Annotated in this window: 16 protein-coding genes, 1 tRNA gene and 1 pseudogene; 1 reads left to right on the top strand and 17 read right to left on the bottom strand. The window is 33.1% G+C overall.

The window, feature by feature from the left end; all coding sequences use genetic code 11:
• Positions 1-39: 39 nt before the first annotated feature.
• Entirely contained in the window at positions 40-432 is a 393-nt protein-coding gene (locus tag V7M80_RS04635; protein WP_333694375.1) for an START-like domain-containing protein, read from the bottom strand.
• Positions 433-578: 146 nt separating this feature from the next.
• On the opposite strand from V7M80_RS04635, the gene V7M80_RS04630 reads away from it, so the two are divergent.
• Positions 579-652: transfer RNA gene (locus V7M80_RS04630), tRNA-Met, on the top strand.
• Positions 653-1,090: 438 nt separating this feature from the next.
• Here the strand turns inward: V7M80_RS04630 and V7M80_RS04625 are convergent.
• From V7M80_RS04625 to V7M80_RS04550, 16 genes and pseudogenes are all read right to left on the bottom strand, one after another.
• Positions 1,091-1,762: a hypothetical protein gene (locus tag V7M80_RS04625; protein ID WP_333694374.1), complete on the bottom strand. Its 672-nt coding sequence runs from the start codon at positions 1,760-1,762 to the stop codon at positions 1,091-1,093.
• Between the two features lies 1 nt (position 1,763).
• Positions 1,764-2,951 (bottom strand): RHS repeat domain-containing protein, encoded by a 1,188-nt coding sequence (locus V7M80_RS04620; RefSeq protein WP_333694373.1) that lies wholly within the window; start codon positions 2,949-2,951, stop codon positions 1,764-1,766.
• A 479-nt stretch (positions 2,952-3,430) separates the two neighbouring features.
• The gene (locus V7M80_RS04615; RefSeq protein ID WP_333694371.1) at positions 3,431-4,144 is read right to left on the bottom strand and encodes a hypothetical protein; all 714 of its coding nucleotides are present in this window, start codon (positions 4,142-4,144) and stop codon (positions 3,431-3,433) included.
• A 349-nt stretch (positions 4,145-4,493) separates the two neighbouring features.
• A complete protein-coding gene (locus tag V7M80_RS04610) occupies positions 4,494-5,258 on the bottom strand; it encodes a hypothetical protein (protein ID WP_333694369.1) in 765 nt (254 codons plus the stop codon).
• A 215-nt stretch (positions 5,259-5,473) separates the two neighbouring features.
• The gene (locus V7M80_RS04605; RefSeq protein ID WP_442902339.1) at positions 5,474-5,932 is read right to left on the bottom strand and encodes a transposase; all 459 of its coding nucleotides are present in this window, start codon (positions 5,930-5,932) and stop codon (positions 5,474-5,476) included.
• A 323-nt stretch (positions 5,933-6,255) separates the two neighbouring features.
• On the bottom strand, positions 6,256-6,828 hold the full coding sequence (locus tag V7M80_RS04600; RefSeq protein ID WP_333694367.1) for a hypothetical protein: 573 nt from the start codon (positions 6,826-6,828) through the stop codon (positions 6,256-6,258).
• A gap of 253 nt (positions 6,829-7,081) precedes the next feature.
• Positions 7,082-7,642 carry a transposase gene (locus tag V7M80_RS04595; RefSeq protein WP_333694366.1) on the bottom strand — a complete coding sequence of 187 codons (561 nt, stop codon included), beginning with the start codon at positions 7,640-7,642 and terminating at the stop codon, positions 7,082-7,084.
• A 278-nt stretch (positions 7,643-7,920) separates the two neighbouring features.
• Entirely contained in the window at positions 7,921-8,298 is a 378-nt protein-coding gene (locus V7M80_RS04590) for a hypothetical protein (RefSeq protein ID WP_333694365.1), read from the bottom strand.
• 297 nt (positions 8,299-8,595) lie between these two features.
• Positions 8,596-9,033, bottom strand: a complete 438-nt coding sequence (locus V7M80_RS04585; protein ID WP_333694364.1) for a hypothetical protein — start codon at positions 9,031-9,033, stop codon at positions 8,596-8,598.
• Positions 9,034-9,084: 51 nt separating this feature from the next.
• Positions 9,085-9,975, bottom strand: a pseudogene (locus tag V7M80_RS04580) (RHS repeat domain-containing protein); the annotation flags it as partial.
• 206 nt (positions 9,976-10,181) lie between these two features.
• On the bottom strand, positions 10,182-10,457 hold the full coding sequence (locus tag V7M80_RS04575) for a Txe/YoeB family addiction module toxin (protein ID WP_333694363.1): 276 nt from the start codon (positions 10,455-10,457) through the stop codon (positions 10,182-10,184).
• Positions 10,458-10,466: 9 nt separating this feature from the next.
• Positions 10,467-10,745: a type II toxin-antitoxin system Phd/YefM family antitoxin gene (locus V7M80_RS04570; RefSeq protein WP_333694361.1), complete on the bottom strand. Its 279-nt coding sequence runs from the start codon at positions 10,743-10,745 to the stop codon at positions 10,467-10,469.
• Between the two features lie 701 nt (positions 10,746-11,446).
• Positions 11,447-12,478 carry a response regulator gene (locus tag V7M80_RS04565; protein ID WP_333694359.1) on the bottom strand — a complete coding sequence of 344 codons (1,032 nt, stop codon included), beginning with the start codon at positions 12,476-12,478 and terminating at the stop codon, positions 11,447-11,449.
• The gene (locus V7M80_RS04560) at positions 12,448-12,888 is read right to left on the bottom strand and encodes a response regulator (RefSeq protein WP_333694358.1); all 441 of its coding nucleotides are present in this window, start codon (positions 12,886-12,888) and stop codon (positions 12,448-12,450) included. Before V7M80_RS04560 ends, V7M80_RS04565 begins: the two co-directional genes overlap by 31 nt.
• A 48-nt stretch (positions 12,889-12,936) precedes the next feature.
• Positions 12,937-14,949: an ATP-binding protein gene (locus tag V7M80_RS04555; RefSeq protein WP_333694356.1), complete on the bottom strand. Its 2,013-nt coding sequence runs from the start codon at positions 14,947-14,949 to the stop codon at positions 12,937-12,939.
• A 149-nt stretch (positions 14,950-15,098) separates the two neighbouring features.
• Complete coding sequence (locus V7M80_RS04550; RefSeq protein ID WP_333694354.1) at positions 15,099-15,299, bottom strand: hypothetical protein; 201 nt, start codon at positions 15,297-15,299, stop codon at positions 15,099-15,101.
• Between the last annotated feature and the right edge of the window lie 197 nt (positions 15,300-15,496).

The following is a 15,496-nucleotide window of genomic DNA, read 5'->3' as shown; positions in this document are numbered from 1 at the left end:
GCCCTGAAATTTCAGGGCAAATATACGTTTATTCCAAGATTAAACCGAACCGATAACGTGCTTTAAATCGGAAATTTGATTTTCCCATAGGAGCTTAGATTCTTCCAACTCGTCTTCAAAGGCAAAATCTACAACCACCAACGAAACATCCTTTGTTATTTCATCTTCCATGATTCGCAATTCAAAAAAATAATCGGTGTCTTTATCTTGATCGTCTATCCATTTAAACTTCACACGCTCTCCGGTTTTTTTGGAGGCCAAGCGAGCACGTTCCTTCGAATCGTCCCAGATGAATGTGAACAATTCTCCTCTTGAATTGACATTATTGGCAAACCACTCCGACAATCCGGAAGGTGTAGAAATGTATTGGTAAAGAAGTTGCGGCGAAGAGTTCAAAGGAAACTCTATTTCGTATCGTACTTTTGTGTCCATTCTAAATTTTTTGGAAATATATTGAATAAAAAGTCAAAAAAAAAGGGTTTCTAAAAATAAAAATAATTTAGTGTTTTCTATTTGGAAGATTTAGTATTATTTCTATCTTTGCACCCGCATTAACCCAGAGGGGGAATGCAAAAAAAGGCGAGGTAGCTCAGTTGGTTAGAGCGTTGGATTCATAACCCAAAGGTCACGGGTTCAAATCCCGTCCTCGCTACAAATTTAAAGTCTTGAATTGAAACGGATTAAGGTTCTTAATCCGTTTTTTTTAGGTCTGCAAATTGGCTTCTTTTACAAAACGTACATGAAAACGTACTCCAAATTCAGGACATTACCCTACTATCCCTTTGTTTTTTGAATCTCCGGAAATCTATAAAGCTTTACTTCGTACGGGTTTTGAAACCTTTGAGTAGCTCGTCTGTTGTTGTATGTATACCTTAAAGTCGGGTCCCGAAAGCTTTCGGGATCGAGGAGCTTTCATAGAAACTTTAGGCTCGAAGACTTTGCGGAGTGGGACTGATGTTATGAAATTTATAGTTTCAACTAATGCTTTTAGTATATTTAATCTAGTAAAAACTTTCTTTATATATTAAAACCACACGAAGGGATTCGTGCGGTAGCGGGGGTTTGGTTATTGATGAAAACACTCATTCATTTAAACGAATTCAATACTTCTATTATTATAAATACTTAAACCAGTTAAGCCATTCTCATTGAATGTTTTGATTAATCTTTCAGAAAAATAGTCCCCAGCTCCTTGTGTGTAAATTATGTCATATTTTTCTAATTCTTGTTTCAATGCAATATGTTTGTATTCAGATAAAGGATTATTTAAAATAAAATCATCATATTCTATTTTATTTAAAAAGGTATAATCTACAAAACTATTCTTTTCTAAAACAGTTAAAACATTTCTATTAAAAACAAATTCATCCCTTAATATAGTTTTTAACTTTAGGAAAAAATATTTTTCTTCACAATTTTCAATATTTACTTCATATAACGTATGTTCTCCAATATTAAAATCCTGTAATATATTGTAAAACTTTTCACTAATCAACCACTTAAAAGCCATTATGTATGGTCCGTAGGCTAATAAGTCTGTCATTTTAGCTTTTTTTAGTGGTTTTGCATTAATAACAGAGATATTAAAATCAATTTTATTGTTTTGATTAGCCCAATAGGGAAAACTTCCAAAGTATTTGTAAAATTTATTATGACTACCATCTTGGTTTAAAAGATTTTTTCTATCAAGTTCTACTTGCATTATTCCATTTTTTACCCCAATAATTTTTGGTTCTGATGAAACAGTTATTTTTTTATGCATATTAATTTCCGTTTAAAGCCTTAAAGTATGTATTTAAATTTTCTCCTGTTACCTTATAATTATCATAGGCTTGATTTATCAATTTTGATAAATTGTGTTGCAAAACCTTTATGTTTTGTTCATTTAATGTGCCATTATCAATCATTTCTTGAATTCTTTTTTCAACATATTTATTATAACTTTTGTGACTCCAATGAAATCCGGCTGGTAATTTTTTTAGATTCTGTCCAACATCCCTTTTCATAACATCTGCTAATTCCATATATTTTTTAAATGTAGCTTTTGGTATTAAATGATGTTTGTGAATTTTTACAGAGTTTTTTGCAGCTTGTTTAGTTCCTTGTTTTATCCCCTGCTTAACTGCTCCTTTTACAATAGTACCACTACCTAAAGTAGCTACGTCCACTATTAAAAATCCAACCCCCATTGCTACTTGCCAACCATCTCCCTTATCAAATCCGTTGTAAATATCTTTGACTGATCCAACAATAGGAATAAAGTCCGTCACAACATCAGCTACTTCTGTTGCAACATCGCCAGCTGTTGAACCACTATTTGAAGAACTGGAACCAGATACAACTACTTCATCTAATTGTTCTACCGTTTTTCTTTCCCATTCTCCATTGTTAAAGATGTATTCACTACCATTTTCAATGGTAAAAACATCGCCTTGTTTCGCGTTTTTAGGATCTGGACAATCTGGACATAAACCAGTTGGATCACTAAATACATTTGGATTATTTAATACAAAATTATAGGGAGTAATGTCTTGGAAAATTTCTGATAAAACATCAATTGATGTAAACCTCCCAATAGCACTGTCATATTGGCGGAAGTCCATCGCTGTAACATTCAACCCCAACTCATCCTGCCATTCTTTCCCATTAAACTTATACTGATACCCCGCATTAGGAGTCTCTACAATCAAAATGGGGTTAAGCTCGGTTTCGTCTATAAATTTTTTCTTGGTGGTATTGTAATTCTTATGCTTTAACCCAAACGGATAGTAATGATTCTCTTCTAATAAAGTAAGAACGTGGGTTTGTGGGTCTAAAGTATAACTTAATCTGATATTTCCCAAATGATCGGTGTAATTATACACATAATTAAAAAAGGGAACCTCAAATCTAGTTAAGCTTTGTTTTACATAGCCCTCGGCATGCGGAAAAAATTGTAGCTTTTCATCCACATACTGGTAGCCGCTTAAATAATCGGTTGTAGTTGTAGTTCCATTTTGGACTACCCGCTTTTGAACTTTTACGCCCCCGCTCCTCAAAGTCTTCTTAGCAGTACGACGTTCCGCAAATGTCTCCCGACTTTGCGGAATGAATTTTAATCATAGCTATTATCTTTCATAATTGAATTGGGATTTACTTCACTATTTAAGGGAATGTCAACTAACCCGCTCCGCAAAGTCTTCTTAGCAGTACGACGCCCCCCGCTCCGCAAAGTCTTCTTAGCAACAACGCTCCGCAAAAGTCTCCCGACTTTGCGAGATATAAATTTAACAAAAAGAAATAAAAAAAAATACTATTACAATTTAAATTAGATAAAAAAAATTCCGCAAAGTCGGGAGACGTTTGCGGAGCTTTTCATAAGATATTTGTTCTGAATACTTTGCGTAGCAGGGGGTTTTGGTGTATCACTAACTTTGAAACATTACCCCAATTACCTTTTTAACGGCCTCCAATAATTTTTCAACGGACTTGCTAAATTTCTAGAATTTTTTATGTCATAAACCTCATTAAGACTTTTTATTCCTCTAAGAACAGAATACTCATGAACTGTTTTCTTGTTAAAATCAAATTCGTAAATCATTTCATATTCAAAATTATCGGTAAGTGGTATATTTAAGTCCTTTTCGAAATCAATTTCTTCGAAACTGTTAATATATTTATCTTCTATTTGATATTTTATTTTCCTTTGAGTATTATTTTTTTCTAAAGGAAGAATTATCCAATAACTGATTAGCTTCATTGGTTCTCCACTAAATTCATGTAAATTATAACAAACTATTCTTTTACTGCTATAAACAAAATAAGACATGGTTTTATAACCTAGATTATTTTCTTCTGTATTAGTTTGTATAACATTTGAATAATAGCCTTTAAGATTTTTTTTATACACACTTGTGTTTTTATTTTTACCATTAACAACTGTTATCGCTTTTTCATTCTCACCATCAACAATGGTTACATAATAATTTTTATCAATCTTATCAAATTTTACAGGTTGAAAAGTAAATAAATTTATGTCAGCATAGATGCTTTCAATTTTTAAAGAGTTTTCGACATTTTTAGTAGCCTCAATATTTTTGCAGGAAATGAATATAGTCGTTAGAGCAATCGAACAAAAAAGCGTTTTTATATTTTTATTTTTCATAGTTTAATATTTTATGTTTCCTAAAGTTGTAAAATACAAATTATTTATTATGGTTGGAGGATTTGAATCTGGAGTAAAGACTCTCCAATTACCTAAATTATTAATTGCATTCTCTTTAGGTGCATATGTACCAGATCTTATTTCTTTTTTATGTCCTTTTGGTATAGTATAAAAATTAGCATAGGTAGGAAACCCCGCTCCGCAAAGTCTTCTTAGCAGTACGACGCTCCACAAATGTCTTCGCTCGGGTGCGGAGCTTTTCATAGGATATTTGTTGTAAACACTTTGCGGAGCTGGGTTTTGCAAATGGTTAAGTTGCAAATTTTGTTTCATCAATAATTATGGAACATTACTGGGTATTAGCTCTTAGAACCTTTATTGGCAATGAATTTGAAATAATAGTACCTTCAAAAAATTCAATATTATTTTCTTGTAGCTCATCAATTTGCCATTTCTGAAGAATATTTTTATAATCTGAAAAATTCATATTGTAGGTCAAAAATAGACGATCACCATCAACTAAATTTTCATAATATACAGGGTAAGATGCTGTAGTTAAATTTAATTCATCAATAATTGGCATAGATATAAATGATTCAATCGTCTTTGATTCTTTAGGATTTAAAACAAACGAATAGTTTATATATTTTAGATATTTTTCTAAATTCCCCTTTTTTATTCCTAATTTCAAATAATTTGATGTCTTAATCGAATCTTGATAATTAAGTAAATTTAAATATGGAACTGCTTCATCTGTAAAATTTACTATTGGCATTACTAATGATTTCTTTAAATTGACAGAATCCACAACATTAAAATAGAAACTATTATCAACATTCAAATTTTCAAAATCAATTATAAAAAGTAGCTTTTTATTTGAATTATTAGTTAGTCTATACTTGAGAATATTTAAAGCTAAAATCCTTTCTTCATTATTAGAATATTTTCTTTTTAAATCAACACTGTCAATATTTATAGAAAGAATTTCATTGTTCAAAATTTCTAACTTTACATCCGCATCTTTATCACTTTGACAATTTACAAATAAAAAGAAAATTAAAAAAAAGTTAATAATCTTATTAAATGTTATGTTCTTTGTGAAATATATTTTCATTTTTATTTTCTTTGAATATTATTAAAAAAAACTGGAAAGCTTTTTATTTGATAATTACTAAATTTTTTTATTAGCTATTTTCAAATAATATTGATATAAATTCTCATTTCTTTTTTCATTACCAAACCATCTTTCGATTTGATATGCCCCGCTCCGCAAAGTCTTCTTAGCAGTACGACGCTCCGCAAATGTCTCCCGACTTTGCGGAATGAATTTTAATCATAGCTATTATCTTTCATAATTGAATTGGGATTTACTTCACTATTTAAAGGAATGTCAACTAACTCAATTTTAATTATTCCTGTACTATAAACATAATTAGAAGCACTTGAATAAATATAATCTGCCGCTTTTACAACTAATCCTGCACGAACAGGATTTAAATGAATATAGTCAATTTTTGACCACATAAACTTCTCGGAATAAATTTCTTCTGCGTGATTCCCTAATTGCCAAAACTGAAAGTTTTTATTTCTGCTGTGAGTCTTTGTTACCCATTGAAAACGTTCTAACATCCATTCTCTTCTACTTTCTGGTTCGTTTTGAATTTTTTCTAAAATGGTTTTGGATGTATATTTCTTAAAATCACGCATCAAATCTGAAAGCATCCCGTCTTTTGACTGCACAATCATATGAATATGATTTGTCATAATCACATAACTGTATAGAACCATTCCTTTGTTTTTTATGCAATAGTCTAAACATTCAATAACAGAATCTCAATATGATTTTCTGGAGAAAACGTCAATCCAATCAACAATTGTTGCAGGTAAAAAATGTGGCAAGTTTTGGTCTCTGATGACATATCCTTCTTTCATGGCGTGTAAATTTTAAATAAAAATAGTAAAATTTCGTTTATTACTTATTTTATTTTTTCTTTTTTAAATTCCGCAAAGTCGGGAGACATTTACATCGTCTGTTTGCTTCGCTCGGGTGCGGAGCTTTTCATAGGATATTTGTGCTGAACACTTTGCGGAGCTGGGATTCTTAAATACAATTAAAAGGCTTTGGTTCTTTCAACTTTATTGGTATAATTAATAATTGTTTTAGAATTATTCGGCAAATCATAAACAATTTCAAAAGTTGACTGCCACTCCATCAAATCATTCGTGATTAGTATCTCTTGTCCATTTAGAACGAGTTTATTAATGGTTTTTGCCTTTTCGAGTAAGGGTTGAGGAATATCTTTCATTTCAATTTCATTTATTGCAAATTCGTCACTGTAATATATGCATATAACATTTGAAATCATACCAACTCGTAAATTATTATTATTTTCGTCTAAACTCATTTTGAGATACCCATTAGATGCTCTTTCAGGAATATCCTTAATTGTAATCTTTAAACTATCAGATTTAGCAATAAGGATAGCAATTGGATTTTTCAGAGTATTTGATGAAAACTCTGAAACAAAGTCCTCTATAATATAATTAAATATTACTGATTTTCCGGATGGTTCCTTTTGTACAGAACAACCAAAGAAAAACATAGATAATGAAATACTAATAATCTTGAGGCGGGTAAAATTTTGTAGCATCATATCTGTAAGCTTTTTTAGATTTTGGATCATATACGTTTCGGTTAATAAGTTGTCCAGCAGAATTAGTTGGATATTTTGTAGCACCCTTTGCATCCCCTTGTGGATTACTCGTGCTAATATTCAAACCAGAATCTCTGTCATATCCTGAAGGTGTGGGATATCCATTAGGATGACTATGGTCAATTGTTGTAACTGTAGCACCAGCATTCTCTAAGCCTTGAGCTATGGGAGTCGCTGAAACTTCATTACGTTCCCCCGCTGCCGCACGAATCCCTTCGTGGCTTTACAATTTAAAATACTGAAAAACACAAATACCATCTAGTAAACCCTTTTCACCGGCATAATCTAATGCACTGCTATATTTGTAATCTTCAGGTCTAAAAACAATTCCTTCTTCAACAGGGTTGTTATGTATATAATCAATCTTTTGTTGAATAACTTCATTACTCCACAATTCAATTGGCTTATTATCATGTCTCCAAAACTGATAATTTGTTGTGTTTGACGTTTTTTTTGCCTCTTTTTTAAAATAATCTAATAAAAACTCTTTTCTACTTTCTTTTGGATTTTCTTGAATAGCATTAATAACGCTTCGACTTGTAAATCTTTTAAAATCTCCTAATAAAAGTTCAGGCTTTTGATTAGTACTACTTCTGAAAATTAAATGAATATGACTGGTCATTATACACCAAGCATGAATTTCCATTCCCTTGTTTTTTTGACAAAATTCCAAACTTTCTAAAACCAAATCTTTGTATTCATTTCTTGTGAAAACATCTAGCCAACCCACTACGGCACTTGAGCGAAGCGGATGCACGAATACCAAAAACAAATAAAAAAGCATGAGTAAAACTTACAAAATAAAGACCTTCTGGGTTATAAAATTTATAGTTCCTGCTCATGTTTTTGCTTTATTTCAAATGTAGTAAAAACTTTTTTTATTTGCTAGAACCACACGAAGGGATTACTTCGTCTGTTCGCTACGCTCGGGTCGTGCGGTAGCTGGGCTTCGCTCGGGTGCGGAGCTTTTCATAGGATATTTATTCTAAACACTTTGCGTAGCGGGGGCTGAGGGCTAAGTATTTAAAAATAATAAACCATGACATTTGAAACTTTACCCTACTACCGAATCCTTATATAATACTTCCCCTCTATATCAGGTGAATAATAGCTATCATCAATTAATAAAGATTCATTTGATTCATTAGTATAAAATCTATCCTCTTCTATTTTATATTTAGAAATTCGAAGTTTGGGAGCCTTAACTAATTTTAATTTAACAACATCTCCAATTTTTATTTTTCGTATTGGAATTGAAAAAGAATCAAATTGGAACGTTCCAAGTTCATAAACTTTTTTTTCGTTTTTTTTCGTTTTTTCTATAAGAAAAACACATAAATCAACCTCCTCTTGACACTTTATATTGAGTACCTTTACTTCATGCACTGAAGAACATCCAAACTGAAAAAAAATTACTACTATAATTAAAATTCTTTTCATTATCTGTTTAATTTTTTAAATTGTATTTGATCAACTAGTATATCAAATAAAGGTGAGTCATTCCCATGACCTTAAAGAAAGATTGCTATTCTATGATAACCACTTCCTCTAATACCCTCTGCTGGATTATGACCCGAGACGATAGTCTAACAGACGAAGTAAATTTATAGTTTCTACTCATAATTTTGCTTTAATTCAAATGTAGAAAAAAACTTTCTTTATTTATTACAACCACACGAAGGGATTACTTCGTCTGTTCGCTACGCTCGGGTCGTGCGGTAGCGGGGCGTTAAAGATTCAATAGGGCGGCAAAAGCCTACCCAAAGGTGAATTAAAAATTTCTTCAAAAGCCTCATCTGCTTTCTTTTGAAGTTCAGCATCAGGTATTTTATCTAATCCTTCTGATGGAACAAAATGTTTGCTCTCATCATAAGGACAACAATCTAATATATATGCTTGTTCTAAGTTGTTTTTATTGACAATTACAAAGTATTTTGATCCTTCTTTAGTAATATTATCAGTAAAATCCATAGATGAACCTGTAAAAATTTTACCTTCGATGAAATATCTAAAATCTGCAGCTCTACTACCTTGCACATGAGAAATTTTTAATACTTCTCCAAATGTGTAAACTTCGTTTGTCTTAATATTTTTCATTTTATATTTTACTAAGAAACCAAAAAAAAGGTAACATATTAAAAAAAGCAGGATTAAAATAATATATTTTTTTTTCATAATGTTAACTTATTTGATTCCTTGTTCTTCCAACATTTTACTCATAGTTGTCTAACCTGTGTTTAAAACGGTATTCAAAGGAACTTCTCCAAAATTTCTTAAACCGTTGGCCGGAGACGCTCCAAAACTTAGTCCATGAAAAATATACCCTGTAGCCGCATCTCTAAAAAAACTTGTATTTGACTTATTAATTCCAGCAACATTAAAACCTTTACTATTGGTAAAATCTATTGCTGCACTAAACATAGGTTTTAAAGCCTGAACCCCTGCACCTCCGGGAATCATGGAAACTGCTACATCTGCTTGGTCAACTTCTCCATTTACTAATTGTTGACTGAATGCACTAGACAACCCCATTGAAAAAGAATATTGAGTTAATGGATGTGAAATAGTTGCCGAAAACGCTGAAATAGCTGCTGGTGACGAAGCCACCAAAATAGGTAATACAAAAACACTGCCTACTAAAGCCATGACTGCTTGTCCTGCTTTTGCTTGAGCTGCATGCATTTCGCATATCATTTCTTGTTTGAAAGGCAAATACTTCGTTCGATAGTACCAATCATCAAAACTTTTAAAATCTGTTCCATACTTTTTATTGTAGTATTCTGTTGAGACTGCTCTGTAATTTTTGGGCATCATCCAATAATTATGATTACCAGGCAATCCAGTATCATGGACAGATTTTGATGATTTCCCTTTAGCACTAACAACAACTTCTTCAAGTGCAATTACTGGTATCTCATCTTCATTGACCTCTAAGAGACCACTCGGATCTTTCCAAACGACTGGGTTATTAAAAGCAAATCGATTCGGCGATAATGATGGCATTATTTCAGTCATTGGATCTATGTTGTAAAATCTTCCCAATGCATTGTCATACATTCTAAAATCCATCGCTGTAACATTCAACCCCAACTCATCTTGCCACTCCTTTCCATTGTACTTATACTGATACGCCTTTTTGAAACCTCAACAAAGTCAGAACGTCCACTCAACATTATTTCCTTCATCACGAAAGTAGTTAAAAAGCTACATAACTTAAAAAAATTGTTGATTAAGTTTTCAATACTAAATAAGCACAAAAAAGCTCTCGATTTGAGAGCTTAAATTTTATCTATTTTTTGAAAATCTATTTTCTGACAGCAATATTAATCATCATAATGAAATTTGCATTGAATAACAATACATCTTTGGTCGTCTCCTTTAGTGCCAGTTACTTTGTAAACAAGCCTATGCTCACTTGTAATTCGTCTTGACCAATAACCTTTCAAATCGTGCTTTAAAGGTTCAGGTTTTCCAATTCCCTGAAATGGATTTTGCTTTATCGATTTTATGAGGTCTTTAATTCTTACTACTGTATCAGGGTCGTTCTCCAACCAATATTCGAAATCTTCCCATCCGTGTGAAGTAAATACTATATCCATAATTTACTTCTACAGTTTAATTTTTCCGGTAGAATCTTCATCTAAGTCAAAACTTATCACTTCTCCTTTTTCTGCTTGTTCAATAGATTCGGCAAGTCTTCTTCTGTTTGATTTGGTTGACAAGAGGTGTTGTGTTTCAGTCATTGAATTATACTCCTTGAGTGAGATAATAACAACGGCATCTTCTTCCTCATTTCTAGGAACAATAATGATTTCGGATGACTCTGAAACTTCATCAAAGTAGCCTTTGATATTTTTTCTCAATGTTGATATAGTTACTGCTTTCATAGTTGTAATTTTTATTATACAATTATTGTACGCTCAAATGTACAAAAAAGTTACAATTTAATGTAATAATTAGCAATTTATCACTTTCTAAGCAGAGAAATTCACTTCATATCAATCCTTATATTTCAAATGTATAAAAAGGCAAACTATTACGCTTGCCTTTTGGGTTTAAATTTTATTTCAGTAGTGATTGCAAATGGTTGATTTTTTTTTCATTACTAACTTTGGAACATCACCAAAATTCCACAAAGTCAGGTCCCGAAAGCTTTCGGGATCGCGGAGCTTTTCATAGGATATTTGTTGTAAACACTTTGCGGAGCGATGTAAAACTTACAAAATAAAGGCCTTCTGGATTATGACCCGAGAAAATAGTCGAACAGACGAAGTAATCCCTTCGTGGGCTTTACAATTTAAAATACTGAAAAACACAAATACCATCTGGTAAGCTCCTGTTCCCTCAAAAACCAATCTCAATCAGTAGTCCGAGAATTGCTTACCAAAAGTGATAAGCTTTTCAACTTACAGGCCATACATATCTCTGTATTTGAATCCAATTATCCAAAAATAGTAACTATTTTCTTAAAAAAGTTTAAGAAGTACCAAAAGTATACAACGCTTATTTGCAATTCTTAAGTTAAGAAGTACGTGAAAATAAAGAAGAGCTTCAAATGATTTTTAGTTTACCCAAAAATATCCCACCCTTAAAAATCGGGATAAAATCTAGATTTCTCGGTTATTTCATGAAGAATAGCATCCATCTCGTGTGCCGAAGCCAATAAAGATTCAAAAAAATAATGGTTTTCCTTTTCACTCAAATGTTCCCGATCTTTGAGTAAAGTAACCAAGCCCATGATTCGTGACAAAGGGGCACGTACTACATGCGATTGCAACCAAGCTATTTCTTTAAATTTTTTATTTTGCAGGTAAATCTCTTCAATATATTGCAATCGCTCTCCCAAATTGGTAGCAACCAAAATTTTGGCACTTTTGTGATGATAAGAAATCGAACGCTCTTTGATGCCCATATACAAAACTTTTCCCAAACGGGTTCGATGAATGTAAATTCCGTTAAATTCCGTTTTAGGAATTAAATCCAAAACCGTGTGCAAAGTTTCCCGCTCACTACCATCAGGAACACCCACCAAATCGGATAATTGGAGTTGTAAAAAAGCCTCTTTGGCATATCCGTAGGTTTCCAAAGCAGCCGTGTTAGCATGGATAATTTGTTGCTTTTTTCCACTCAAAACAATCATAGGTAGCGGACTCTGTTCAAACAATAAAGTTTGCCATTGATGGGATTCTTCCAGCCGTAAAATGGATTTCTTTCGCTCCAAGGCATACATGATACAACGTTTGAGAACGTAGGGATTCATGTCGTTTTTATTCAAATAATCGGCAGCCCCCGATTGCAAACTTTGAAGTCCCAAAGATTCATTCGAGTTACCGGTAAGTATGACTACTGGAACCGATCGTGGAACCAACTGAATGACGGCTTCCAACAAAGCATTACCTTGGTGATCGGGCAAAATTAAATCTAAAAAAACCAAATCTATTTTTGTTTTTTTAGACTTAAGTTGGGCTTTTACTTCTGCAAATGTGGCCGCTTGGGAAAGGGTAATTTCGGGAAATGAAAACCTAAGGTACTCTGTAAGAAGTAACACATCGCCGGGATTATCTTCAACCAATAGTAAATGCATAGGCTTTAACGTTCTATTTTTACCAGATTGAGCCAAAAAGGGCCTTTTTGGGTAATGGCATTAACCAATTCTTGCGAGTTCAAGGGTTTTTGAAAATAAAAATCGGCTCCCAAAGTTTTAGAAGTATGAATGTCTTGAGCAGAATCTGACGACGACAACATGCAAACCGAAATACCCTGCAAATGGTCAGATTTTCGGATGTGTTGCAGCACTTCCAATCCGTTTATTTTAGGCAAATTGATATCCAACAAAATCAAATCCGGAGTGTCGGCCTGGCTATATTCATCTTTCTTTTCCAAATATTTAATGGCCGATTGACCGTCTTTTAGGGTAAACAAATAATGGGCCAACTTACCTTCTTTGAATATCTCTGTGGTTAAAAGAATATCGCCTTCATTATCTTCTATTAATACTATCTTTATCGGTTTGAGTACGGTGGGTTTCATTTGTTTTGTGGTATTTGTTTTATTATATTTAGTTTTAGGGCACTATAGTTAAGTTGAGGGCAATGTAAAATGGAAGGTAGAACCGTGCCCCAATTGCGACTCTACCCTAATTTTTCCTCCCAAATGTTCAATGATTTTTTTGGTAACGGCCAATCCAATTCCCGAACCTTCATACTCCTCACGCGTGTGCAATCTCTGGAAAATGAGAAAAATTTTATCGTAAAATTCGGCTTCTATACCAATTCCGTTATCTGTAACCGAAAACTGCCAAAAACCTTCTTTTTTAACAGCCGAAAAATGAATGTAGGGAACAACATCTTTAGATCGGTACTTAATGGCATTATCTAGCAAATTGATGAAAATTTGCTGCAATGGGGAACGCCAACTGGGCAAAATAGGCATTTCGGAAATTTCAATCTGTACCTGATGCTCCTGAATACTTTTGGCATACAAATGCACAACACCTTGAATGAGTTCGGCAAAATCTATATGCTCTGCCGTTTCTTTGGTTTTTCCTACACGAGAAAACTGAAGCAAATCGGTTATAATCTGACGCATTCGCAATGCCCCATTTACGGCAAAATCAATATATTTTTTTCCGGTTTCATCTATTATATCGGTATATCTTTTTTCCAATAATTGTAAAAAACTCGACACCATTCGCAAGGGTTCTTGCAAATCGTGAGAAGCGATATAAGCAAACTGTTCCAATTCGCTATTACTCAATTCCAACTCTTTGGCTTTCAAATGCAATTGCTCGTTGAGTTCTTTCAATTTAAAATGGGCTGCTTTTCTGTCGGTTATGTCTTTCAAATAAACAGAGAATCCGGTTCCGGAAGAATAAACACTAACTTCCAACCAGAGTTTTTTGGCTTTATAATAACGTTCAAAACTATACGAATCGCCGGTTTGAATGGTTTGATACAACCGATCTTTGATTTTATTGGATAAGGAAAAAGGTTTAAACTGGGTTAGGCTTTGTCCAACCACTTCGTGAGATGAAAAACCAAACATCCGCTCGGCCATAGAATTCCAATAAATGATTTTCCAATCTTCATCTACCGAGAAAAAGGCATCTCCAATACTTTCCAATATAACTTTCTTTTCAAGTAGAGAAGCTTCTTTTTCTTTGGTAGCATTTCTTCGGTATATGGCCGAAGCCAAATTGGAGGTAATACTTTTTAAAAAATTAATTTCTATAGAAGTCCAATCGCGTTCACTTTGGCAATCGTCAAAACCAATAAACCCAAAAAAATGTCCTTTAATCAAAAGCGGTAAAACCAAAATAGATTGAATCTCCTGACTGGCCAATATCACTTTGGTTTGGCATTCTGGCATCTTACTAACAATAGCTTCAAAAGCTCTGCCCTGTAGCAAAGGCTCCATAAATTCATAAAACAAATCAAAAGGAAGATTTTGCAGTTCCGGATTGTCTATCATAGGATCTACTCCGTCTTTAACCCATTCAAACCGCTGACTCGACAAGTACTGTTGGGAAACCGTATCCCAATGGTTCTCAAAATAATAAATACGGTCGGCTTTTACATTAGACCCAACCAGCTCAAAGACCTGAGTTAACACCTGATACCAATCTTCATAATCCAAAAACAGAGAAGCAATTTCATAGTTTACGGCCAATAGCGTTTCATAATCTACATTTTTCTGATTTTGCAACTGTATTAGGGTTTCCTGCAGCAAAAGCTCTTCAATAGAACGCGTTGGAATAATTTTTAAAGTATATTTAAACTCCAGATTTTCATCCAGTTCGCAAACCACTAAAACCGACTTCCCTAAAGAACACGGCATAACTTGTGAGTTGAGAATAAATCGGGTTATGACATAAGTATCCGGAAGCAAAGATTCAATTATATGATGCAGCAGTTGTTTGTCTTCTTCGGTAGCTAGTAAAGTTTCTAAAAGAAACGGTTTGGTGGAAAACCGCTTCAAACAAACCGCATCAAAATTAGCAATTCCAGTAACCCAAAAATTACCCTCTTTACGCTTCAAGGTTAGCGTGGGAAGTGTTGCATAATCTGAAATACTATTTTGAATACGTTCCATGTACAGTTGAACAAAAAACAAGTAAAGTGTTAAATATCAACAAATGGCAGTGATATGAAGAATTTTTACTTTTAAACTAAAAAAAAATGAGATAGTCTTAAAAAATAAGTCTTTTTATTTTAACTTTTTTTTAAGATTTGAAAAAAGTTTTAATCATTATGTACCTTGATTTCACGTTTAAAAAGGGTAAAAGCTAAAACAACACCAAGCACCACTAAACCAAGCAGATAAAGATCTAAACGTGCTGCTGGCGGGTCAATCTCTTCATTACCTTCCGGCGGTTGGGCTAAAGCTAATTGACCCATAAACAAAACAAACATTAGAGTATAAAATTTAAGTTTTGAAAACATAAGTATAAGTTTTAAAAAAGAAACGAGTACCAAAGTAGTACTCGCTTCTGAAGTATCATTTAATTTGAGTATAGATTTAAAAAAATGTACGAATAACTAAAACGAATTAACCCAAACTTTATGCGTTTTTACACTTCCCTCCACCGTTTGAACCTGTACCAAAACCAACTGACTTTGTACGTTGTTTAAAGGCAACT

This window comes from Flavobacterium sp., assembly GCF_036759525.1.
Lineage (GTDB): Bacteria > Bacteroidota > Bacteroidia > Flavobacteriales > Flavobacteriaceae > Flavobacterium.
The sequence above is the reverse complement of the archived record's forward strand: the minus strand, read 5'-3'. Positions and strand labels throughout refer to the sequence as shown.

Excerpts from the sequence above, each read along its gene's own strand:
- V7M80_RS04595 (WP_333694366.1), bottom strand. The coding sequence starts at position 7,642 with ATGCTTTTTTATTTGTTTTTGGTATTCGTGCATCCGCTTCGCTCAAGT.
- V7M80_RS04585 (WP_333694364.1), bottom strand. The coding sequence starts at position 9,033 with ATGAAAAAAAAATATATTATTTTAATCCTGCTTTTTTTAATATGTTAC.
- V7M80_RS04590 (WP_333694365.1), bottom strand. The coding sequence starts at position 8,298 with ATGAAAAGAATTTTAATTATAGTAGTAATTTTTTTTCAGTTTGGATGT.
- V7M80_RS04605 (WP_442902339.1), bottom strand. The coding sequence starts at position 5,932 with ATGGTTCTATACAGTTATGTGATTATGACAAATCATATTCATATGATT.
- V7M80_RS04610 (WP_333694369.1), bottom strand. The coding sequence starts at position 5,258 with ATGAAAATATATTTCACAAAGAACATAACATTTAATAAGATTATTAAC.
- V7M80_RS04555 (WP_333694356.1), bottom strand. The coding sequence starts at position 14,949 with ATGGAACGTATTCAAAATAGTATTTCAGATTATGCAACACTTCCCACG.
- V7M80_RS04575 (WP_333694363.1), bottom strand. The coding sequence starts at position 10,457 with ATGGATATAGTATTTACTTCACACGGATGGGAAGATTTCGAATATTGG.
- V7M80_RS04635 (WP_333694375.1), bottom strand. The coding sequence starts at position 432 with ATGGACACAAAAGTACGATACGAAATAGAGTTTCCTTTGAACTCTTCG.
- V7M80_RS04570 (WP_333694361.1), bottom strand. The coding sequence starts at position 10,745 with ATGAAAGCAGTAACTATATCAACATTGAGAAAAAATATCAAAGGCTAC.
- V7M80_RS04550 (WP_333694354.1), bottom strand. The coding sequence starts at position 15,299 with ATGTTTTCAAAACTTAAATTTTATACTCTAATGTTTGTTTTGTTTATG.
- V7M80_RS04625 (WP_333694374.1), bottom strand. The coding sequence starts at position 1,762 with ATGCATAAAAAAATAACTGTTTCATCAGAACCAAAAATTATTGGGGTA.
- V7M80_RS04615 (WP_333694371.1), bottom strand. The coding sequence starts at position 4,144 with ATGAAAAATAAAAATATAAAAACGCTTTTTTGTTCGATTGCTCTAACG.
- V7M80_RS04600 (WP_333694367.1), bottom strand. The coding sequence starts at position 6,828 with ATGATCCAAAATCTAAAAAAGCTTACAGATATGATGCTACAAAATTTT.
- V7M80_RS04560 (WP_333694358.1), bottom strand. The coding sequence starts at position 12,888 with ATGAAACCCACCGTACTCAAACCGATAAAGATAGTATTAATAGAAGAT.